Source organism: Sediminihaliea albiluteola (genome assembly GCF_014077625.1).
Lineage (GTDB): Bacteria > Pseudomonadota > Gammaproteobacteria > Pseudomonadales > Halieaceae > Sediminihaliea > Sediminihaliea albiluteola.
Window position 1 is genome coordinate 75,239 of the sequence record NZ_JACFXU010000013.1, and the last position, 16,190, is coordinate 91,428.

General features: G+C 51.0%; 12 protein-coding genes. 8 read left to right on the forward strand and 4 right to left on the reverse strand.

The features are described from left to right. The first annotated feature begins 441 nt into the window (after positions 1–441). The gene (locus H2508_RS01525) at positions 442–2,322 is read left to right on the forward strand and encodes a DUF3604 domain-containing protein (protein ID WP_182168646.1); all 1,881 of its coding nucleotides are present in this window, start codon (positions 442–444) and stop codon (positions 2,320–2,322) included. 132 nt (positions 2,323–2,454) lie between these two features. Here the strand turns inward: H2508_RS01525 and H2508_RS01530 are convergent, their stop codons facing one another. Together H2508_RS01530 and H2508_RS01535 are read right to left on the reverse strand one after the other, a co-directional pair. Further along, on the reverse strand, positions 2,455–4,686 hold the full coding sequence (locus H2508_RS01530) for a TonB-dependent receptor (protein ID WP_182168647.1): 2,232 nt from the start codon (positions 4,684–4,686) through the stop codon (positions 2,455–2,457). Between the two features lie 399 nt (positions 4,687–5,085). Further along, entirely contained in the window at positions 5,086–5,676 is a 591-nt protein-coding gene (locus tag H2508_RS01535) for a TetR-like C-terminal domain-containing protein (protein WP_182168648.1), read from the reverse strand. A gap of 283 nt (positions 5,677–5,959) precedes the next feature. Here H2508_RS01535 and H2508_RS01540 point away from each other — a divergent pair, with 283 nt between their 5' ends. Further along, positions 5,960–6,793: a TIGR03619 family F420-dependent LLM class oxidoreductase gene (locus H2508_RS01540; RefSeq protein WP_182168649.1), complete on the forward strand. Its 834-nt coding sequence runs from the start codon at positions 5,960–5,962 to the stop codon at positions 6,791–6,793. A gap of 111 nt (positions 6,794–6,904) precedes the next feature. On the opposite strand, the gene H2508_RS01545 is transcribed toward H2508_RS01540, so the two are convergent. After that, complete coding sequence (locus H2508_RS01545; protein ID WP_182168650.1) at positions 6,905–7,561, reverse strand: class I SAM-dependent methyltransferase; 657 nt, start codon at positions 7,559–7,561, stop codon at positions 6,905–6,907. A 303-nt stretch (positions 7,562–7,864) separates the two neighbouring features. Here H2508_RS01545 and H2508_RS01550 point away from each other — a divergent pair, with 303 nt between their 5' ends. From H2508_RS01550 to H2508_RS01565, 4 genes are all read left to right on the forward strand, one after another. Next, on the forward strand, positions 7,865–8,278 hold the full coding sequence (locus H2508_RS01550) for a thiol-disulfide oxidoreductase DCC family protein (RefSeq protein WP_182168651.1): 414 nt from the start codon (positions 7,865–7,867) through the stop codon (positions 8,276–8,278). A 41-nt stretch (positions 8,279–8,319) separates the two neighbouring features. Beyond that, positions 8,320–8,685 (forward strand): hypothetical protein, encoded by a 366-nt coding sequence (locus tag H2508_RS01555; RefSeq protein ID WP_182168652.1) that lies wholly within the window; start codon positions 8,320–8,322, stop codon positions 8,683–8,685. An 89-nt stretch (positions 8,686–8,774) separates the two neighbouring features. Then, the gene (locus tag H2508_RS01560) at positions 8,775–9,626 is read left to right on the forward strand and encodes a class I SAM-dependent methyltransferase (protein ID WP_182168653.1); all 852 of its coding nucleotides are present in this window, start codon (positions 8,775–8,777) and stop codon (positions 9,624–9,626) included. Positions 9,627–9,794: 168 nt separating this feature from the next. Continuing rightward, complete coding sequence (locus H2508_RS01565) at positions 9,795–10,763, forward strand: TIGR03619 family F420-dependent LLM class oxidoreductase (RefSeq protein ID WP_182168654.1); 969 nt, start codon at positions 9,795–9,797, stop codon at positions 10,761–10,763. Positions 10,764–10,864: 101 nt separating this feature from the next. Here H2508_RS01565 and H2508_RS01570 read toward each other — a convergent pair whose 3' ends face one another. Continuing rightward, the gene (locus H2508_RS01570) at positions 10,865–13,228 is read right to left on the reverse strand and encodes a TonB-dependent receptor (protein WP_182168655.1); all 2,364 of its coding nucleotides are present in this window, start codon (positions 13,226–13,228) and stop codon (positions 10,865–10,867) included. 556 nt (positions 13,229–13,784) lie between these two features. Between H2508_RS01570 and H2508_RS01575 the strand changes: the two genes are divergently transcribed. After that, entirely contained in the window at positions 13,785–14,792 is a 1,008-nt protein-coding gene (locus H2508_RS01575; protein ID WP_182168656.1) for an ArsJ-associated glyceraldehyde-3-phosphate dehydrogenase, read from the forward strand. Positions 14,793–15,037: 245 nt separating this feature from the next. After that, a complete protein-coding gene (arsJ, locus tag H2508_RS01580) occupies positions 15,038–16,063 on the forward strand; it encodes an organoarsenical effux MFS transporter ArsJ (RefSeq protein WP_328799280.1) in 1,026 nt (341 codons plus the stop codon). Positions 16,064–16,190: the final 127 nt, after the last annotated feature.

Here is a 16,190-nt window from a genome sequence, read left to right on the forward strand (position 1 = left end):
CATTAATCTTGCCAGCTAGGAGAACGTCGCTGACTAAGCCCGGGGCTTGCCACAGTTCCATTGCATCAAGCTTGGTGCGGTATTCTGACACTTGGTGTCCGAGTGATCGACACAAGTGGGCCCCAGCATCAACCGCTTTCAGGCAGGCATGATCGATCGGCAGCGGTAGGAGAGGCTCCTACTGCAACTCCATGGAGGCTAGGCAATATTGCAGGCTTGATCGTTGCAGTTGAGCTTGCTACAAGTCTAGTGAATGGGCGATACAGCGATCTGTCAGTCGCAGGGGAGGTCTGTGGCAAAAACCTTGTTGGCTACTACCTTTGCGGAATCTAGAGCTTTTTGGTTTAAAAAGGCTAGCAGCAGGGATGACTAGAGCGGTGTAAACTATGAATGGTTTTTTATATTCAGCAGAAAATTCTAATAATTTGTTTGAGGGCGTCCATGAGTCATCTGTCGGTTTTTGTCTTAACGCTGCTTGTTATTAGTCTTGGAGCCTGCTCCAAACTAGACGATCCTTCTCTGCAGCCTGCCTTTGATCCAGAACAGCGGCGCGAGTCACTGCCTAAAGCTGCAGTCGCTGCGAACCCAGAGAAGAACCTACTGTTTGGAGATTTACATATCCACACAGGCTTATCTACGGATGCCTACGTTTTTGGTGTGCGTACCTTACCTGAGGATGTTTATACCTTTGCTCGTGGCGGCACGATTGAGCATGCTGCAGGCTATCCTATAGAAATATCCCGGCCACTAGATTTTGCAGCGGTTACCGATCACGCCGAGTATCTGGGGCAGGCGCGGCTGGCAAACTTAAAAGTGCCGACGACTCAGCGCCCTTTACGTGATCTCTTACTCAATGGCAACGCTTTAAGCATTACTATTGCATGGATCAAATCCGCAGCTTTTATACGGCAGCAGGGCTTTGGTTTTGGTGTCGATGAGGTTGATGAAGGCATTAACAGGGATGCCTGGCAAATGACTATTGATGCAGCCCAAAAGTTCAATGAGCCGGGTGTTTTTACAACCTTTATTGGCTATGAGTGGTCCGCCTTTGTTGATACTCCGACGGTGCATATTCACCGCAATGTCATCTATCGAAGTGACAATGTTTCCGATCTGCCCTTCAGTTATTTGGACAGCCACTACCCTGAAGACTTATGGCGCTTTTTAGCCAAGGAGAATGCAGCCGGACGCCATGCTTTTGCGATACCTCACAATGCCAACTTGAGTGACGGCAATATGTATCCCAGTGTGGATTCCTATGGCAAACCGATCACTGAAGAGTACGCCAAGATGCGCAGTGAGTATGAGCCCATCAGTGAAATATTACAGATTAAGGGCTCATCTGAGACCCACCCCTTGCTGTCTAATCTCGATGAATTTGCCAACTTTGAAATCGCTAACCTGGTCTCCTTAGGCGACGACAGTGACCCAGGCAGGGTCAAAGGTGCCTATGCCCGAGACGCCCTGCGTTTAGGTTTGGAGTTGTCCCACAGCGAAGGCTTTAATCCTTATACCTTTGGTGTTATTGGTTCAAGTGATAGTCACAACGCCAGCTCCCCCTCTGAGGAAAGCAACTATCATGGCAAATTGCCAATGATGGATGGCAGTGCCGGTCTGCGCACAGATAGTGCGACCTTGTTACCAGCAGGTATTAACCCTGTTACACGATGGGGTTCTGGTGGTTTAGCGGCTGTTTGGGCAGAGGAAAATACTAGAGCTTCTATTTATGATGCGCTACAGCGCAAAGAAACCTTCGCCACTAGCGGTCCACGTATCAGTGTACGCTTCTTCGCTGGCTGGGATTACGATGCTAGCCTGCTGGAACAGACGGATGTTATTTCGCGTGCTTATGCCAGCGGCGTGCCGATGGGCGGAACACTCAGTGCAGCTCCGAGCGCTGCAAGCCCTAAGTTTATGGTGTTGGCGATGAAGGATCCCGAAGGCGCTAATCTCGATCGAATTCAGATTATTAAAGCCTGGGTGGATGATTCTGGTAAAAGCCACGAAAAGATTTTTGATGTGGCGGCTTCTGGGGGGCGCAGCGTCGACGCCAGCAGCGGTAAATTACCTGCTGTAGGTAATACCGTGGATATCAAAACAGCGAGCTATGACAATAGTATCGGTGATGCTGTGTTGAGCACACTGTGGACTGATCCAGAGTTCGATCCTGAAATGGAAGCTTTCTACTACGCTAGGGTCATTGAGATCCCTACACCGCGTTGGTCCACTTTTGATGCGCTAGATTTAGGCATTGAGGCCATGGAGCCCAGCTCAATTCAAGAGCGTGCTATTACCTCAGCTATTTGGTATGCGCCAGAATAACTGCACTACTTATTCGACTCTATATAATGTCGACTAAGCAGTGAGCGAAATGATTGCTGACAACAAGGCGAATTTAGCGATGCTGACTTTAATCTAGAGGCCCTTGAGACCTCTAGATCAGAGGCTATAGTCTTAGAAGCTGATGTTGGCCTGCACGCCGTAAGTTCTGGGGTCGCCAAAGTAGCTTGCTGTCCAGGTACCAAAAGGAACAGTGTTCAAGCGATACTCTTCATCGCTCAGGTTCTTACCCCACAGCGCTAACTCGAGCGTTGCGTTTGAAAGCGGGATTTCCGCCAGCGTGAGGCGAGCGTTTAGCAACCCTCGGCTATCAATCGCTGAACTGGCATTTTGCGATGGGTTAACATAGGGTACATAATCGTCCACGTAGCTGTAATTCATATAGCCTCTAAGCTCCCCCCAGTGACCACGTGCGAAGGTGTAATCAATGCTGAGGTTGAGGGTGTTCTCGGGGGCATACTGAATGTCTTTTTCGCCGCTTTTGTCGACCACTGCGCCAATGACCGGGTCGAACTCCTTGAACTCTTTATACTCTACATCTAAATAGCCGTAGTTGGCGCTGAGCAGTAAGTCTGCGTTAACTTGATAGGCAAGCTCGAGCTCAAAACCGCGCTTAGTCGCCTCCCCGGCATTGCGCACCTCTGAAGATGCTCCAGCGCCGCTAGTGAACACAGATAGCTGCAGGTCGGTTTCATCGTTGTAGAAGGCCGCAGCGTTGAGCTGCAGGGCGCCATCTAGCCAGCGCGACTTAATACCAAGCTCAATGGCGTCGACTTCCTGCGGGTCATAGCCTTGGCTAAATGCTACAGGGTCGTTGGACTCGCCGTTAAAGCCGCCGGCCTTCCAGCCCCGAGAATACTTAGCATAGGCATTGATGTCGGTGGCGATGTCATAAGTGACAATGAAAGTGGGTGCGACGTTGGTCCATTTGTCGTTAGCGCTGACTGAAAAGTCACCGGGGTGAATAACGTAGGCGTCTTTCTTTTCACGGGTCCAACGCAGCCCCAAAGTGGTGCTTAGACGATCATCGAGTATCGGCGGACGCCACTCTAGTTGTCCATATACTGCGAGTTGCTCAGCGCTAAAACCGTATTGATTTTCGAGCAAAATAGGCGCGCCTAACAAAGGTTCTAGCACTTCATTGAAAGGGGCCAGAGGGTCTAGGACATCTGCTTCCTCATCAAAGTAGTACAGTCCAAGGACCCAATCTGTGCGTTCAGTTGCGCCTGTAAGCTGTATTTCATGGGATAGTTGTTCATAAATTTCTTTTTGATCGATGGAGTGAAACAGCGAGAAGGGTGTGCCGTCATTATCGAGTGTTTGCCGAAAGTCCAGCTCCCGCGTGTTAAAAATATAGTTCACAACGACCTCACCGAGGCTGCCGACTTCACCGAGATTATAAGTTGCAAAGAATGAATGGCTGGTGGAATCAAACTTTTCATACTCGGGCGCATCGGTGCTGCTTTTGCTGAGGTTGTCGTCCTCATCGGATAGATATTTCTCTATGCCTGCAGGCAGTGGAAAGCCAAAGGTTGTGTCAGTCGGGTCAATGGCAGTCAGCTGGGCTTTGCCGGGGGTGTTATCTGCCTCGGCGTAGTTGAGCGTATAACGCAGTGCCAGGCGCTCTGTCGCGTCCCATAACACATCGAGTCGAGCACTGGCCTTATCAAGCTCGTTGTGGCCACTGTTGCCGGGCGGGTTAGGCTGGATTTCTGTGCCAAATAAGGGGTGAATAACTGGTCCTTGGCGCGCGTTAACGTTGTCGTACAAGGGGTCGCGCCTTTCAATTCCCCCGGAAATTTTTGCCATAAGCTGACCGAGATCGCCAAGGGATAGTGTCGCCGTATCCAAGGATCCTGCGATCTCGCGGTAATCGTAATTGCCGGCGCCGGCGCGCAAGCTACCGCCAAATTCACCGCTGGGCTGGACCGTAATAAAGTTGATCGCGCCACTAATGGTGTTTTTACCATACAGGGTACCCTGCGGGCCCCGCAGTACCTCCACCCGCTCAAGTTCAGAAATGTTCATGACATTGCCAGAGAATTTGCCCACGTAAACGCCGTCTAGGTAGAGGCCAACTGTAGGCTCCCAGGTTATTGCTGGGTTTGAGGTCACCGAGCCACGAATAGCCACGACCGCTTTGCCTGTATTAGTCGGTGCTGGTGAGATCATCACGTTAGGCGCAAAGGTAGCGAGGTCACCTAGGTCATCGATGGACATGTTCTGTAAGTCGTCTGTACCAAATGCTGTGATAGCAATCGGCGTATCCTGCAAGGACTGCTCTCGTTTTTGGGCGGTGACGACTATCTCTTCTAAAGCTTGCGCCTGTGCGAGCGCAGGTGTCATCAGAATGGCACCTGCTGCGCAGAGAGCGGCAGAAGGCAGAAGGGCGGGTATAGTTCTTTTTCTAAACATGGCTGCGGTACTCTTGTAATTTTATTGGGCTTGCCTAACAGTCAGAAATAGCGCGTAAAACTCTGAAATTTGCTGCGCCCCAGTAAGTGCTAAGTGCAAACAGAGTAGGCTTCAGATCGTTTAAGTATTTCTTAATGCAACTTTTGATGCATTAGTGCTGAGGCTAGTTCTGCTGTGACTTTTTGTCAATCCCCAAGCGAATATTCGGAGAGAGGGGAGGCTCTAGCCCTGAGTTAGACTGCGCTGGAAAACAGTTTTGGGAAACTTTAGACCCCATTGACTGCGGTTAAATTAAAGCTGAAGGAGTCTTTAGATAAAGGGAGGCGCGAGTTATGGGCTATATGCGTAGGAGCGTGCTAGACGGCTTAGCTGGGTGATAAGCGTTTCCTTGCTCTTGGTCCCAAAGCCCAGAGTAGTACTGATAATAAGCGGCGAGACAATTGTCATTATCACGGTCTGAGGATCAATATCCTCAGCTAGCTCACCAGCCGCTTGAGCTTCAACGACCATACTTTTTAGTAAGTTCTGTATGGGCTGCCAGTACTCGACACTCACTAAGCTCTCGGCTGCTTGTGGATTTGCCAGCAGTGCACGGTTGATCGCGACCTCGGTGGGATCTGATAAAAAATCAGCCAGACTGCGCACTATGGCTTCCGCATTATCATGCCAGTTATTTTTGCTTTCTAAACTGAAACTCTGGTTGTGAATTTCTATAGCTACTCGTATTAGATCTATATGCGTGGGCCAGCGACGGTACAAAGTGGTTTTATGAACACCGGAAGCAGCGGCAAGCTCGCTATAGCTAAACTGAATGTTACCGCTCTTGATTAATTCGAGAACAGAAGTCGCTACGTTGTTTTTAATTTCCCGAGTTCTACCGCCGGGCCTAAGATCACCGCTCCGTGGTTTTGTATTAGTCATGTGTGGTGCTCAGATATACGCTGGCTGTAAGCCGTGAATAAACATAGGTGGATAAGTAATGCTATAGGTACAGGTCGTTATGGCGCTGTTTTTTATCGGGCGAGAATAGTAGCTTTCTCTTTAGCATTTATCAAAACCCATTTTACAGCTATCTAAATATTGCCAGTACTTAGGCCTCACGCAATGCGAAGTCTGTTGTCAGTGCTGTGCAAGTAGTGGGTTCTACTCAATTTGTTGAATGGGGTATCCTGATGGCTGGTATGACAGCGACAAGGAATACATAATGGAATTTTGGTTAGCTTGGTTTCATGAAACCAATCGTGGCAGTGAAGTAAAAGCCATTGCTAAAGGTGCTGAGCGCCTAGGTTATGCCGGTATTGCTTTGTCTGATCATGTGGCACTGCCCAAAGAGCAGCAGGCTAGGCATCCTATGCGAGGTATTCCATACGATCCTGAAATACCAAATATCGAGCCAATCACTACCGCAGCCACTATGGCAGCAGTTACGGAAAAGCTGCGTTTTATGACCTATGCTTATGTGATGGGGATGCGTGAGCCCTTCACAGTAGCCAAGCAAGCAGGTGCCTTGGCAGATTTAAGTGAGGGGCGTTTTGCGCTGGGTATAACACCAGGCTGGAACAGTGATGAAATAGCCTTACTAGGCCACGATCCTAGCACTCGAGGCCAGCGCTTCACTGAGTCTATTGATGTGATTAAGGGGCTGTGGGCTAGCAACTTATTTTCTTATGAAGGCAAACACTATCACTTTAAAGATGTAGGGCTCGCGCCGCGCCCAGCTCAGGCTCCCAAAATTTATATCGGTGGTAATTCGCCCATTGCAATTAAACGCGCCGCGAGCAATGCCGGCTGGATTGGCATGAATCATTCGATCGATGAATTAAGCCCCTTGTTAACTCAGCTTGATGAGCTTTCAGAGGGTAAAGCAGAAAAGTATGTGATTGCCTCGGAGTCGATCAGCGATGATTATGTTGCACGCTTGCAGGGCTTGGGAGTTAAAGGTGTCGTGTTAATGCCCTGGTCGGCTGAGGTACCAGCATCAGAGTCCTTGGAGGCAAAACTTCTTGCCATGGAAGCGGCAGCCAAGTACTGGCTGTAAACAAGCTAGGCTATAGCATGCCGATGCACTTGTGCTAGCACTGCAGCCCGAGGGTACTTAGCTGCGCTACTGCGACCTCGTCGAAAGCGTGCTTATTTAGGCAATAGTCACTCAGGCATGGCGTTGATAGCTTAGCAGGCGTCCGCGATAGGGAGCTACCTCACCTTCTTCAAAGGCTAGGCGTGTCTCGTTTAGCTGGAAGCCCTGTTCTTTCATAGCGCGGCTGAACTGGTTGCGGTAGCGGCGGCCAGGGCAGGTGATCAGCACTTTGGCACTGGGTGCAGCGAGGACTTGCACTAGCTCGGCTAACTGTGCTGGATGGTCGCGCTCGTAGAGAATATCGCTGCCAAGGATCAACTCAAAGCGGCCGATATCGCGCGGCGTCTCACTCCAGGGCAGGTGAAGGTAGGGGACATTTGGCAAGTCGTTGAGGGCGGCATTGTAATCTAAAAAATCTTTGCTCAGTGGATGGTGGTCACTAGCGGTGATGTTCGCACCGCGCCACTGCAGGATCAGGCTTGGCAGGCCCAAGCCGCAACCTAACTCTAATATACGTCGCTCTTTGAGCTTCAGCTTTTTGACTACGCCAGCTAACACGAGGCTGGCTGGCCAGAGCTGGCCAAAAAGACTCCAGTTTGCGGAGGAAATACCCTCGCTTTTAGTAATGGAATCTGATTTGGCGTATTGATTGCGATCGCGCAGGGCGCGTAAGCGGCCGCTGAAGGCACCGATATCGATCTGTAGTTTGCGTGTTTTGTAACCGGGCATGGCGACTCCTCCTGTGACGCTGGCCGATAGTACTGCTGCAGGATAGGCAGGTGCTGAGATAGCTTGTTATATCATATTTGTCCAATTATTGTTTCTGTTAGCGCGGTCGCTCGCCACCTTAGCCTCCGCAGCGGCAAATCTCGCGCCAGTGATAATAGTGAGCGCCACCGGCTCCGAGATAATTACTTATATCAAACTGTTATAATAAGCAGTAACACAGTCAAAAGGTCGCAAGATCCTGCTGAGTTTGCCTTGCCAATACTTTGTTAAGCGAGGCCATTAAGGCCAAACAGGAGGGCTCCAATGAGCTACAGCAGCCATGCGGAACAAAGCGCTGAAACAGAGCTATCTGCGGACCAAGAAGTTCAGCTCAAGGTCTACTATGATGCGGCATGTCCTCTCTGCCGCCGCGAACGCCGTCGCTATGAGTCATGGCAAAAAGCGGCCGAAGGTGTGGCTTGGCTTGACGTTAACAGCCACCATGAGCACTTGATTGCCCGGGGAGTCGTCCCGCGCGAGGCACTGCTGTCGCTGCATGTAGAAGACGCTGCAGGTCAGTTTTATGATGGTATTGATGCTTATGTGTTGCTGATGCGTCGTGTGGCGCATTTGCGCTTCCTGGCCTGGCTGATCGCTCTGCCGCTTATCAAGCCCGTACTGAGCTGGGTATATCAGTGGCAGGTGCGGCGCAGGCTAGCCCGTGATGGGCGGCTTTGAATGCTAAGCATCTCGCGGCAGCCGACTGAGCCGAGCTGTTTATGATCCACTTCCAGAGCTTCGCCAATGCCCCCCTGCGATTGATTGCCGCTATAGCCATCGTGCTGCTTGCTAGCTTTCTACTGGCTTGTGACGGCCAGACTAAGGCTAAACAGGTCTCCTTGTCTGTGCTGGTGGCGAGCCAGTCGGATTACGATGACAGCCAAGTTATTACCACAGGGGTGGTGCGCCGCTTTGAGGAACCATTGCATTACTGGATTGAGGATGAGGACTTAAATCGGGTCGAAGTTTTTCCTCATGACAAAATAGCCCCTTATTTGGGCGAGGTCGTAGAGCTAGAGGGCCGTTTCCTGTTTTCGGCCACGGCAGGGCGACGACTGACGCTGACAGAGATCAAGCAAAGGTAGTGCTCGAGATCTGTCGATATTGTTGACTGGCATCTGCCGCTAAAGACGCGTGCAGGTTGATATAGACATTGACATGGTATGGGTAAACATTGCTTAAGGACTTATTAGATAAACTCGAAGAGAACTCGGATATCGACGCTTACTCAGATCTTGATAGCTATCGAGATCTTGATCCATTGACTGATCTTAATTTTGCCGCCGATTTTGATAACTACTCGACTGAGCCTGAACTGTTTTTAGATGTGCCCTATGTGCCCACTAAGGAAAGCTTGGTAGGGGAAATACTGGATCTGGCGAAGGTTGGTCCAAGAGATTTGCTCTATGACCTAGGTTCCGGGGATGGCCGAATCGTGGTGGCAGCCGCCAAGGAGCGAGGCTCTAGGGCAGTCGGCATCGACCTCGATCCGATCAGGGTAGCAGACGCAATGGAGTATGCCGGCTGGTCGGGCGTTGAATACATGGTGGACTTCATTGAGGGCAGTATATTTACTGAAGACATTAGTGAAGCGACCGTGGTTACACTTTATCTGTTGGATTCGGTCAATCTAGAGCTGCGTCCGCGGCTGCTGCACACCCTTCGACCAGGTACGCGTATCGTCTCACATGCTTTTAACATGGGTGACTGGGCAGCCGATGAGCGGCGCTCCCTCAGTGGCGCAACCCTCTACAAGTGGGTGGTGCCTGCTCAGATTGCCGGCACTTGGGAGTGGAATAGGGCGGACGGGAAAACCTACCGTATTGAACTGCAGCAAAAGTTTCAAAAGGTATCTGGCAGCGTCTACTTGGATGGTGAAAAAGCCCATCTGGAAAGTGCCAAGCTGAGCGGTTGCCGCTTAGAGCTCATGTTGCGCGAGCACAAGACTGCTCCTTTTGACTGTTTTACGCTGCAGTATTCGGACAGCCGAGGGGGCAGCGAGCTGCTTTCCGTTACGGAAGATTGATACACATTGCCCCGTTGAAGCCAGCTCGCTGTAAGTGAGTAGAATCTTATTTGGAGATCATGGGGCCTTTGCGCTGTCTCGTTTGAGCAGAGATTAAAGTTTGGTCCTAGTCGAGTTCAGCGCTAAAACATCGCCAAAATAAAACACTAATAAAATGGAATATGCTACATGATCAAAGACAATTCATTAGAGGCCACAACACCAGCTCTTTCAATACAACCTTTGAATTTCGCGCCGAGTGATCAGGGGCCGGGTGGATGGCAATGGCTGTTCAATCAAGCAGAAGGCGCAGATGCTGCGGGTATCGATCGCCTGTGTGTCTCAGAGCACATCGTCATGGGAGAGAACCTTGAAGCTTATGCGGACCCAAAGTCAGGAGGAACAAAAGGGGGCCAGCAACCCACAGGCCCAGATGGTCACTGGCTAGACCCAATCGTGCTGCTTTCGATGTTTGCTGCTCGCACTCAAAATATCCGCTTGATGACCGGTATTCTTCTGGCGGGATTGCGTCGGCCGGCAACTCTGGCCAAGACTTTGTCTACTCTAGATACCCTATCACTCGGTCGGCTTGATATCGGTGTCGGAGTAGGCTGGCAGCGCGAGGAGTACCAGGCGAACGGTGTCAGCTTTGAGAAGCGTGGAAGGCACCTCAATGAAACACTCGAAATCTGCCAAATACTGTGGAAAGAGAAGTCGGCGGCCTACCATTCTGAGTCAGTACAATTTGACAAGGTGCATCTGAACCCGAAGCCTCTTCAGGCTGAGGGAGTGCCTTTGTGGATAAGTGGCCGGCTCAACAAAAATGTTCTGGAACGCATAGTGCGCTTTGGTAGCGGCTGGATTCCCTGGGGGGAAGACGCCAACAATCCGATAGCCGGTTTAGAAAAGATCCGTGACGAGCTAGCTAAGGCGGGGCGTGATAGTACGGGTTTTCAGTGTACGAGCTATCTGCCGGTCATTACAGGACACAATGGGCAGCTCGATCTAGATGCCATGATGGCCGCTGTCGGGCCTATGGTAGAAGGTGGAATTACCGACATTCGAGTGAGACTTGAGCTGCCATCGGAACGAAATGCTGTCGAAGATTACTTAAGTCCCGTGGTAGGAGCGTTCCGCGAGACGGTTGGGCGCTCGTAAAAACCGCTAGGCAATGCCAGTGTGATCAGGCTAGCAGCGGGTGGTGCCATGTGCCGCCCGCTGCAGCTAAAGGGCTTTGTTACTCAGACTGACAGTCCTATTCAGAAACTCCTACGAACAGTCAAGCCAATAGTGCGCGGCTGGTTAGTGCGGAATGCCAGGCGGGCACGGCCACCACGCTCCCGATCGAAAGATAGGTTATTATTTTCATCGGTCGCATTATGGACATACAACACCGCTTCCCAGTCATCCCAGAGCATACCGGCGCTCAGGTTGAGCTGTTCATAAGAATCCAATTCAAGATCAAGGCTGGTAATTTCATTGCCGCTAGCACCGCCCCAAGGCAAGCCTGATTGGAATTCTCCGGCTCCGTTAACCTGATCACTCGGCTGAGTAAAGCGCTCACCCACGTGCTGAACTAGGGCTGTGACATACATCTCGCTGGAGCCAAACAGATCACTTTTAAAGGTGTATGTAGCCGCCGCAGACAGCTGAAGCTTAGGGACTGAAGCAAGCCGGTTGCCATCTTTGATACCAGCTAGCACTGCACCCGTGGCCTGGTTTGTAAGGGTAGAATCAAATTCAGCCTCGATATAGCTACCATTAAAAGTCAGCAGCAGGCTATTTACCGGATAGGCCGTCATTTCCCACTCGACGCCAGCAGTATGTGCTTTAGGTACCTCGAACACTACGCGAGAAGAGCAGGAACCTGCATCTACCGTGGTTTGCAAATTCTCAATGTCTGTATAGAAAATGGCCGCATTGAACTGGACTTTGTCAAACATCGATTTGAATCCGAGCTCATAATTCCACAGTGTCTCATCGTCGTAACCGGGGAAGCCATTGAAGGTTGCCAGATCATCATCATTACATAGGCTGGCATTGAGCGGGTCATTTACACCACCAAGACGAAAGCCCTGCGAGGCCTGTGCGTTTATAATCGTATTGTCATTGATATCGTAGCTGGCCATTACGCGTGGATTGAAGCCATCGGATTGGGTCGAGTCTACCGAGAAGTCGCCGTTGGCAAACCAGCCGCCGCTAGTAAAGGTGCGCGTTTCTTCAAAATCGTACCAGCGACCACCCAGGGTCAGGTGCAGCCGTTCATTCACATCCCAAGTAGCTTCGCCAAATACTGCTTTTTGTTTAATGGAGTAGGGGATGCTGGCATTGTAGGGGGAGTCAGGGCCAGCAAAGCCATTCATTGTCTCGGAGGGGAGGGTGTCACCGAGCACGCCGCTGCGAATAGTTGCAGCATCATGGCCAGGGGTTGGCAGGCGCTGATTATATTCACGATCAACGTCGGAGTAGAACACACCAGCTACCCAGTTAATGGGGCCTTCAGAATTTGATGCCACTCTAAATTCGTGGGTCCACTGCTCGAGGTCAGTGACATCGTTAAGGCTGGAGGGCAGTAGCACACCCGCATCGTCAAAGCCTACGTCGACACCGACCGAGCCACTCAAGGCACTGGCGTCGCGAACAACCAGAATATCGCGCTCGGTATAGCTACCGGCGTAGGTCAGGTCTAGGTTGTCCAAAGCCCAGTTCACCACTAGGTCTGCAATCAGCGTTTCGTCCTCAAACTTCTCGTCCAGAAGTAAGTACTGCTCGCGCTCACCCAGCTGGATGGCGGGACGAGTTGTGGTGTAGGGATTGGCGAAAAGGTTGAACACTTCCTGGCGGTTATTGCCATCCGCCTCAATTTCTTGATAGATCACACGTGGCGTAATTAACAGATTATCAGTCGCCTGCCAGGCAAGTGCTAGACGAGCGCCTCGACGATAACCGCTGTTCACATCTTTCTTTTTGCTACCATTCTCGCCCAGCGCGTCAATGAAGCCCGCGTATTCAGTGGCATAGCCAACCGCCCGCAGGGCAAGCTTATCCCCCATAGGAATATTCACTGCACCTTTGAGGTGGCCGCCTTCTTCGCCATCGCTAACTGTATGCAAGTTGGCCTCTATAGACCCCGCGAGCTCATCGAAGCTTGGCTGGTTGGTGATCATGCGGATAGTGCCGCCCACAGAACCAGAACCAAACAGTGTGCCTTGGGGGCCGCGTAGGGTTTCTACTCGATTGAGGTCGTAAAGATCGAGATCGGGCGTAAACAATGACACGGAAATGACAGTCTCGTCGATATATACACCCACCTGCTCCTTCACACCGGGCTGATCACGCACGATCTGGCCGGCAGAGACACCTCGAATGGCTACCTGACTTTGGCCTGGGCCGAGGTTCTGAATAGTTAGTCCCGCAACATTGCGGGACAACTCTTCGATATTTGTAGAGCCACTGCGGTTAATGTCCTGCTCGGTCATGGCGTTGATCGAGAAAGGCAGGTCCTGAACAGAGGATACACGCTTGGTCGCTGTTACCAGAACTTCTTCCAACTGTGCGTACGATGCTGTCGGTACCATTGAGATAAAGGCCGCGGCCAGTACGGTTTTCTTGAAATTCAACATTGCGGTGCTCCCTCGAGTGAACTTAGCTTCAGTTTGCTACAGTTAGTTCGTTAATTTTTATATCTCGTTAAAACTCGAACCATCAGCTTTATATTCACCGCAAGATGCGCCCCAATTCCTGTGCTGGATTAGTTTCGACGTGGTCGAATATCTTCTCCGAAGCTTCGAGAGTCTCGAGTCGCGACTGCTGACAAAACTAAAGTCTTAAAGTGAAAGTTTGCAATATATATGCCAAATAATTTTTTCTTTTGCAGATCAGCGTGTTGTAATAAAACGAAGCTGTCATCGACAGACTGAGTGTAAAAAATATTGACATATTTTCGGGCAAAGCAATCAGCTGAGCCTAGTCCACGAGTGAGTCACTGAGGGCTGCGCTATTCGTGGTATAGGCTACTCTTAAGCAAGGGTAGATCGGTTGCTTTCGCGCTGTGCTCGGATATAAAGTTCGCGTCGCGGATGACTTATGGGCCTTATGTTTTATATGAGACCCCTGACCCTTATATGAGGCGCACTGGTTATAGTGCTTGAGCAAGCTCGACTGAGTTACGGAGCGTACATGACGATAAAAGTAGGAGTTAATGGTTTTGGCCGGATGGGGCGCCTGATTTTGCGAGCGGCTTGGGGAAAAGAAAATATTGAGTTTGTGCAGATTAATGATCCCGCCGCTGATGCCGCGACACTCGCGCATTTATTGACTTTTGATTCCGTCCACGGAAGGTGGCTCTACGACGCCCAGAATGAGGGAAGTGAGCTGCTGATCAATGGCCAGCGTGTTAGATGTAGCAGCAACAAAAGCATTGCCGATACAGATTGGTCGGGCTGTGATGTGGTCATTGAAGCGTCGGGGAAGTTTAAGAGTAAAGCTGCGCTGCAAGACTATCTCGCGCAGGGTGTAAAACGGGTAGTGGTCACAGCGCCGGTAAAAGAAGAGGGCGTGTTGGATGTTGTGATGGGCGTGAACCATCAACTCTACGATAGGGACAATCATCGCATTGTTAGTGCAGCCTCCTGCACCACTAATTGTCTGGCTCCTGCGGTGAAAGTAATACATGAGAGCCTTGGAATAAAACACGGATCGTTCACGACGATTCACAGTGTTACCAATACTCAGACGATTCTTGATGCAGCCCACAAGGACCTGCGCCGAGCTCGTGCCTGTGGGATGAGCCTGATACCTACCACCACGGGCTCTGCCACTGCGATCACGCATATCTTCCCAGACCTAGAAGGCAAATTGAACGGACAGGCAGTACGCGTGCCCTTGGCCAACGCCTCGCTGACCGATTGTGTGTTTGAGGTAGGACGGGAAACCAGTATTGAGGAAGTGAATAACCTACTCAAGAATGCTTCGGAGTCTGATCTCAAGGGTATACTTGGCTATGAGGAGAAAGCCCTCGTTTCCATCGATTACAAAACTGACCCGCGCTCGAGCATCGTCGATGCACTGTCAACCATGGTGGTCAACGACACTCAGGTCAAACTCTATCTGTGGTATGACAACGAATGGGGTTACGCTAATCGTAGCGCGGAACTGATGTGCATGGTTGCCAACCTGGATCGCTGATAAAGAAAGCATGTTTAAGCTGTCCAGGCTATCTCCTGATATTCGCCAGTATTTATTGCTTACTGGTAACTACTGGGCCTTCACCCTGACCGACGGTGCCTTGCGGATGCTGGTGGTGTTGCACTTTCACCACTTAGGCTATAGCCCGCTGGAAGTCGCCATGCTGTTCCTGTTCTATGAAATATTTGGCGTTATCACCAATTTGGTAGGCGGCTGGCTGGGCGCGCGTAGGGCTGAATACAACCATGAATGCGGGCTTGGCTATGCAGGTGGTGGCGCTGTCGATGCTGATGGTTCCAGACCACTACCTGGGCGTGGCGTGGGTCATGGCAGTGCAGGCCTTGTCAGGCATTGCCAAAGACCTGAACAAGATGAGCGCAAAGAGCGCCATCCGACTATTGGTCCCTCGGGATGCGGCCGGTACCTTGTATCAGTGGGTAGCTATACTGACAGGTTCAAAGAACGCGCTAAAGGGCCTAGGGTTTTTTTGGGGTGGGCTTCTGTTAGCCGCGTGGGGTTTTCGGGGCGCCATCGGGGCCATGGCTCTGGCTCTGCTTGTGGTGTACTTGTTCAGCATCATGAATCTGAAAAAGGACTTGGGAAAGTCCTCTGCAAAACCTAAATTTAGTCAGATATTTTCCAAGAGCCGGGCAGTCAATTACCTGTCCGCAGCGCGACTTTTTCTTTTCGCGGCTCGTGATGTCTGGTTTGTGGTGGCACTGCCGGTTTACCTATCAGCCAGTCTGGGCTGGGATCACTGGTTAGTGGGAGCCTTTTTGGCCACTTGGGTCATTGCTTACGGCATCGTGCAGTCTGTTGCACCGAAGATAAGCGGAGTTGGAGCTTCCGTTGTACCGGATGGCCGACATGCCTTCGCCTGGGCGTCTGCATTGACACTCATACCGGCAGCTATAGCTCTTGCGATGAACCACCAGGCATGGCTGCCCGAAAGCTTGCTGGTGGGTTTATTGGTGTTTGGGCTGCTATTTGCAGTGAACTCTGCTCTTCACAGTTACCTCATTGTCAGTTATGCCGATGAAGCGGGTGTCTCACTGGATGTGGGTTTTTACTACATGGCCAATGCCATGGGACGTTTGTTGGGAACGGTGTTGTCTGGCTGGGTGTTTCAGGCATGGGGTATGGCAGCGTGTTTATGGCTATCCAGTTTCTTCATCGGTCTTTCAGTTGCAGTAGCTTTGCTATTACCACGCCATACGGTTGTTTTCGACGATGGCTTAGAGATAAAGAATGATCACTCTGGTCAGGCTTAATCATCACCGAACCTTAACTGCTTGTGCCCAGTTTTGCGCTATATAACAGCCGATCGGCACGAGCCAGCCATTGAGACCTGTCTTCATCACTCTGTAGTGTGGCGACAACGGCAGAGAAGCTCACTGG

Bases quoted from the DNA above. Each gene is read 5' to 3' on its own strand.
- H2508_RS01535 (WP_182168648.1), bottom strand. From the start codon at position 5,676: ATGACTAATACAAAACCACGGAGCGGTGATCTTAGGCCCGGCGGTAGA.
- arsJ (WP_328799280.1), top strand. From the start codon at position 15,038: ATGAATGCGGGCTTGGCTATGCAGGTGGTGGCGCTGTCGATGCTGATG.
- H2508_RS01570 (WP_182168655.1), bottom strand. From the start codon at position 13,228: ATGTTGAATTTCAAGAAAACCGTACTGGCCGCGGCCTTTATCTCAATG.
- H2508_RS01530 (WP_182168647.1), bottom strand. From the start codon at position 4,686: ATGACACCTGCGCTCGCACAGGCGCAAGCTTTAGAAGAGATAGTCGTC.
- H2508_RS01575 (WP_182168656.1), top strand. From the start codon at position 13,785: ATGACGATAAAAGTAGGAGTTAATGGTTTTGGCCGGATGGGGCGCCTG.
- H2508_RS01565 (WP_182168654.1), top strand. From the start codon at position 9,795: ATGATCAAAGACAATTCATTAGAGGCCACAACACCAGCTCTTTCAATA.
- H2508_RS01525 (WP_182168646.1), top strand. From the start codon at position 442: ATGAGTCATCTGTCGGTTTTTGTCTTAACGCTGCTTGTTATTAGTCTT.
- H2508_RS01555 (WP_182168652.1), top strand. From the start codon at position 8,320: ATGATCCACTTCCAGAGCTTCGCCAATGCCCCCCTGCGATTGATTGCC.
- H2508_RS01540 (WP_182168649.1), top strand. From the start codon at position 5,960: ATGGAATTTTGGTTAGCTTGGTTTCATGAAACCAATCGTGGCAGTGAA.
- H2508_RS01550 (WP_182168651.1), top strand. From the start codon at position 7,865: ATGAGCTACAGCAGCCATGCGGAACAAAGCGCTGAAACAGAGCTATCT.
- H2508_RS01545 (WP_182168650.1), bottom strand. From the start codon at position 7,561: ATGCCCGGTTACAAAACACGCAAACTACAGATCGATATCGGTGCCTTC.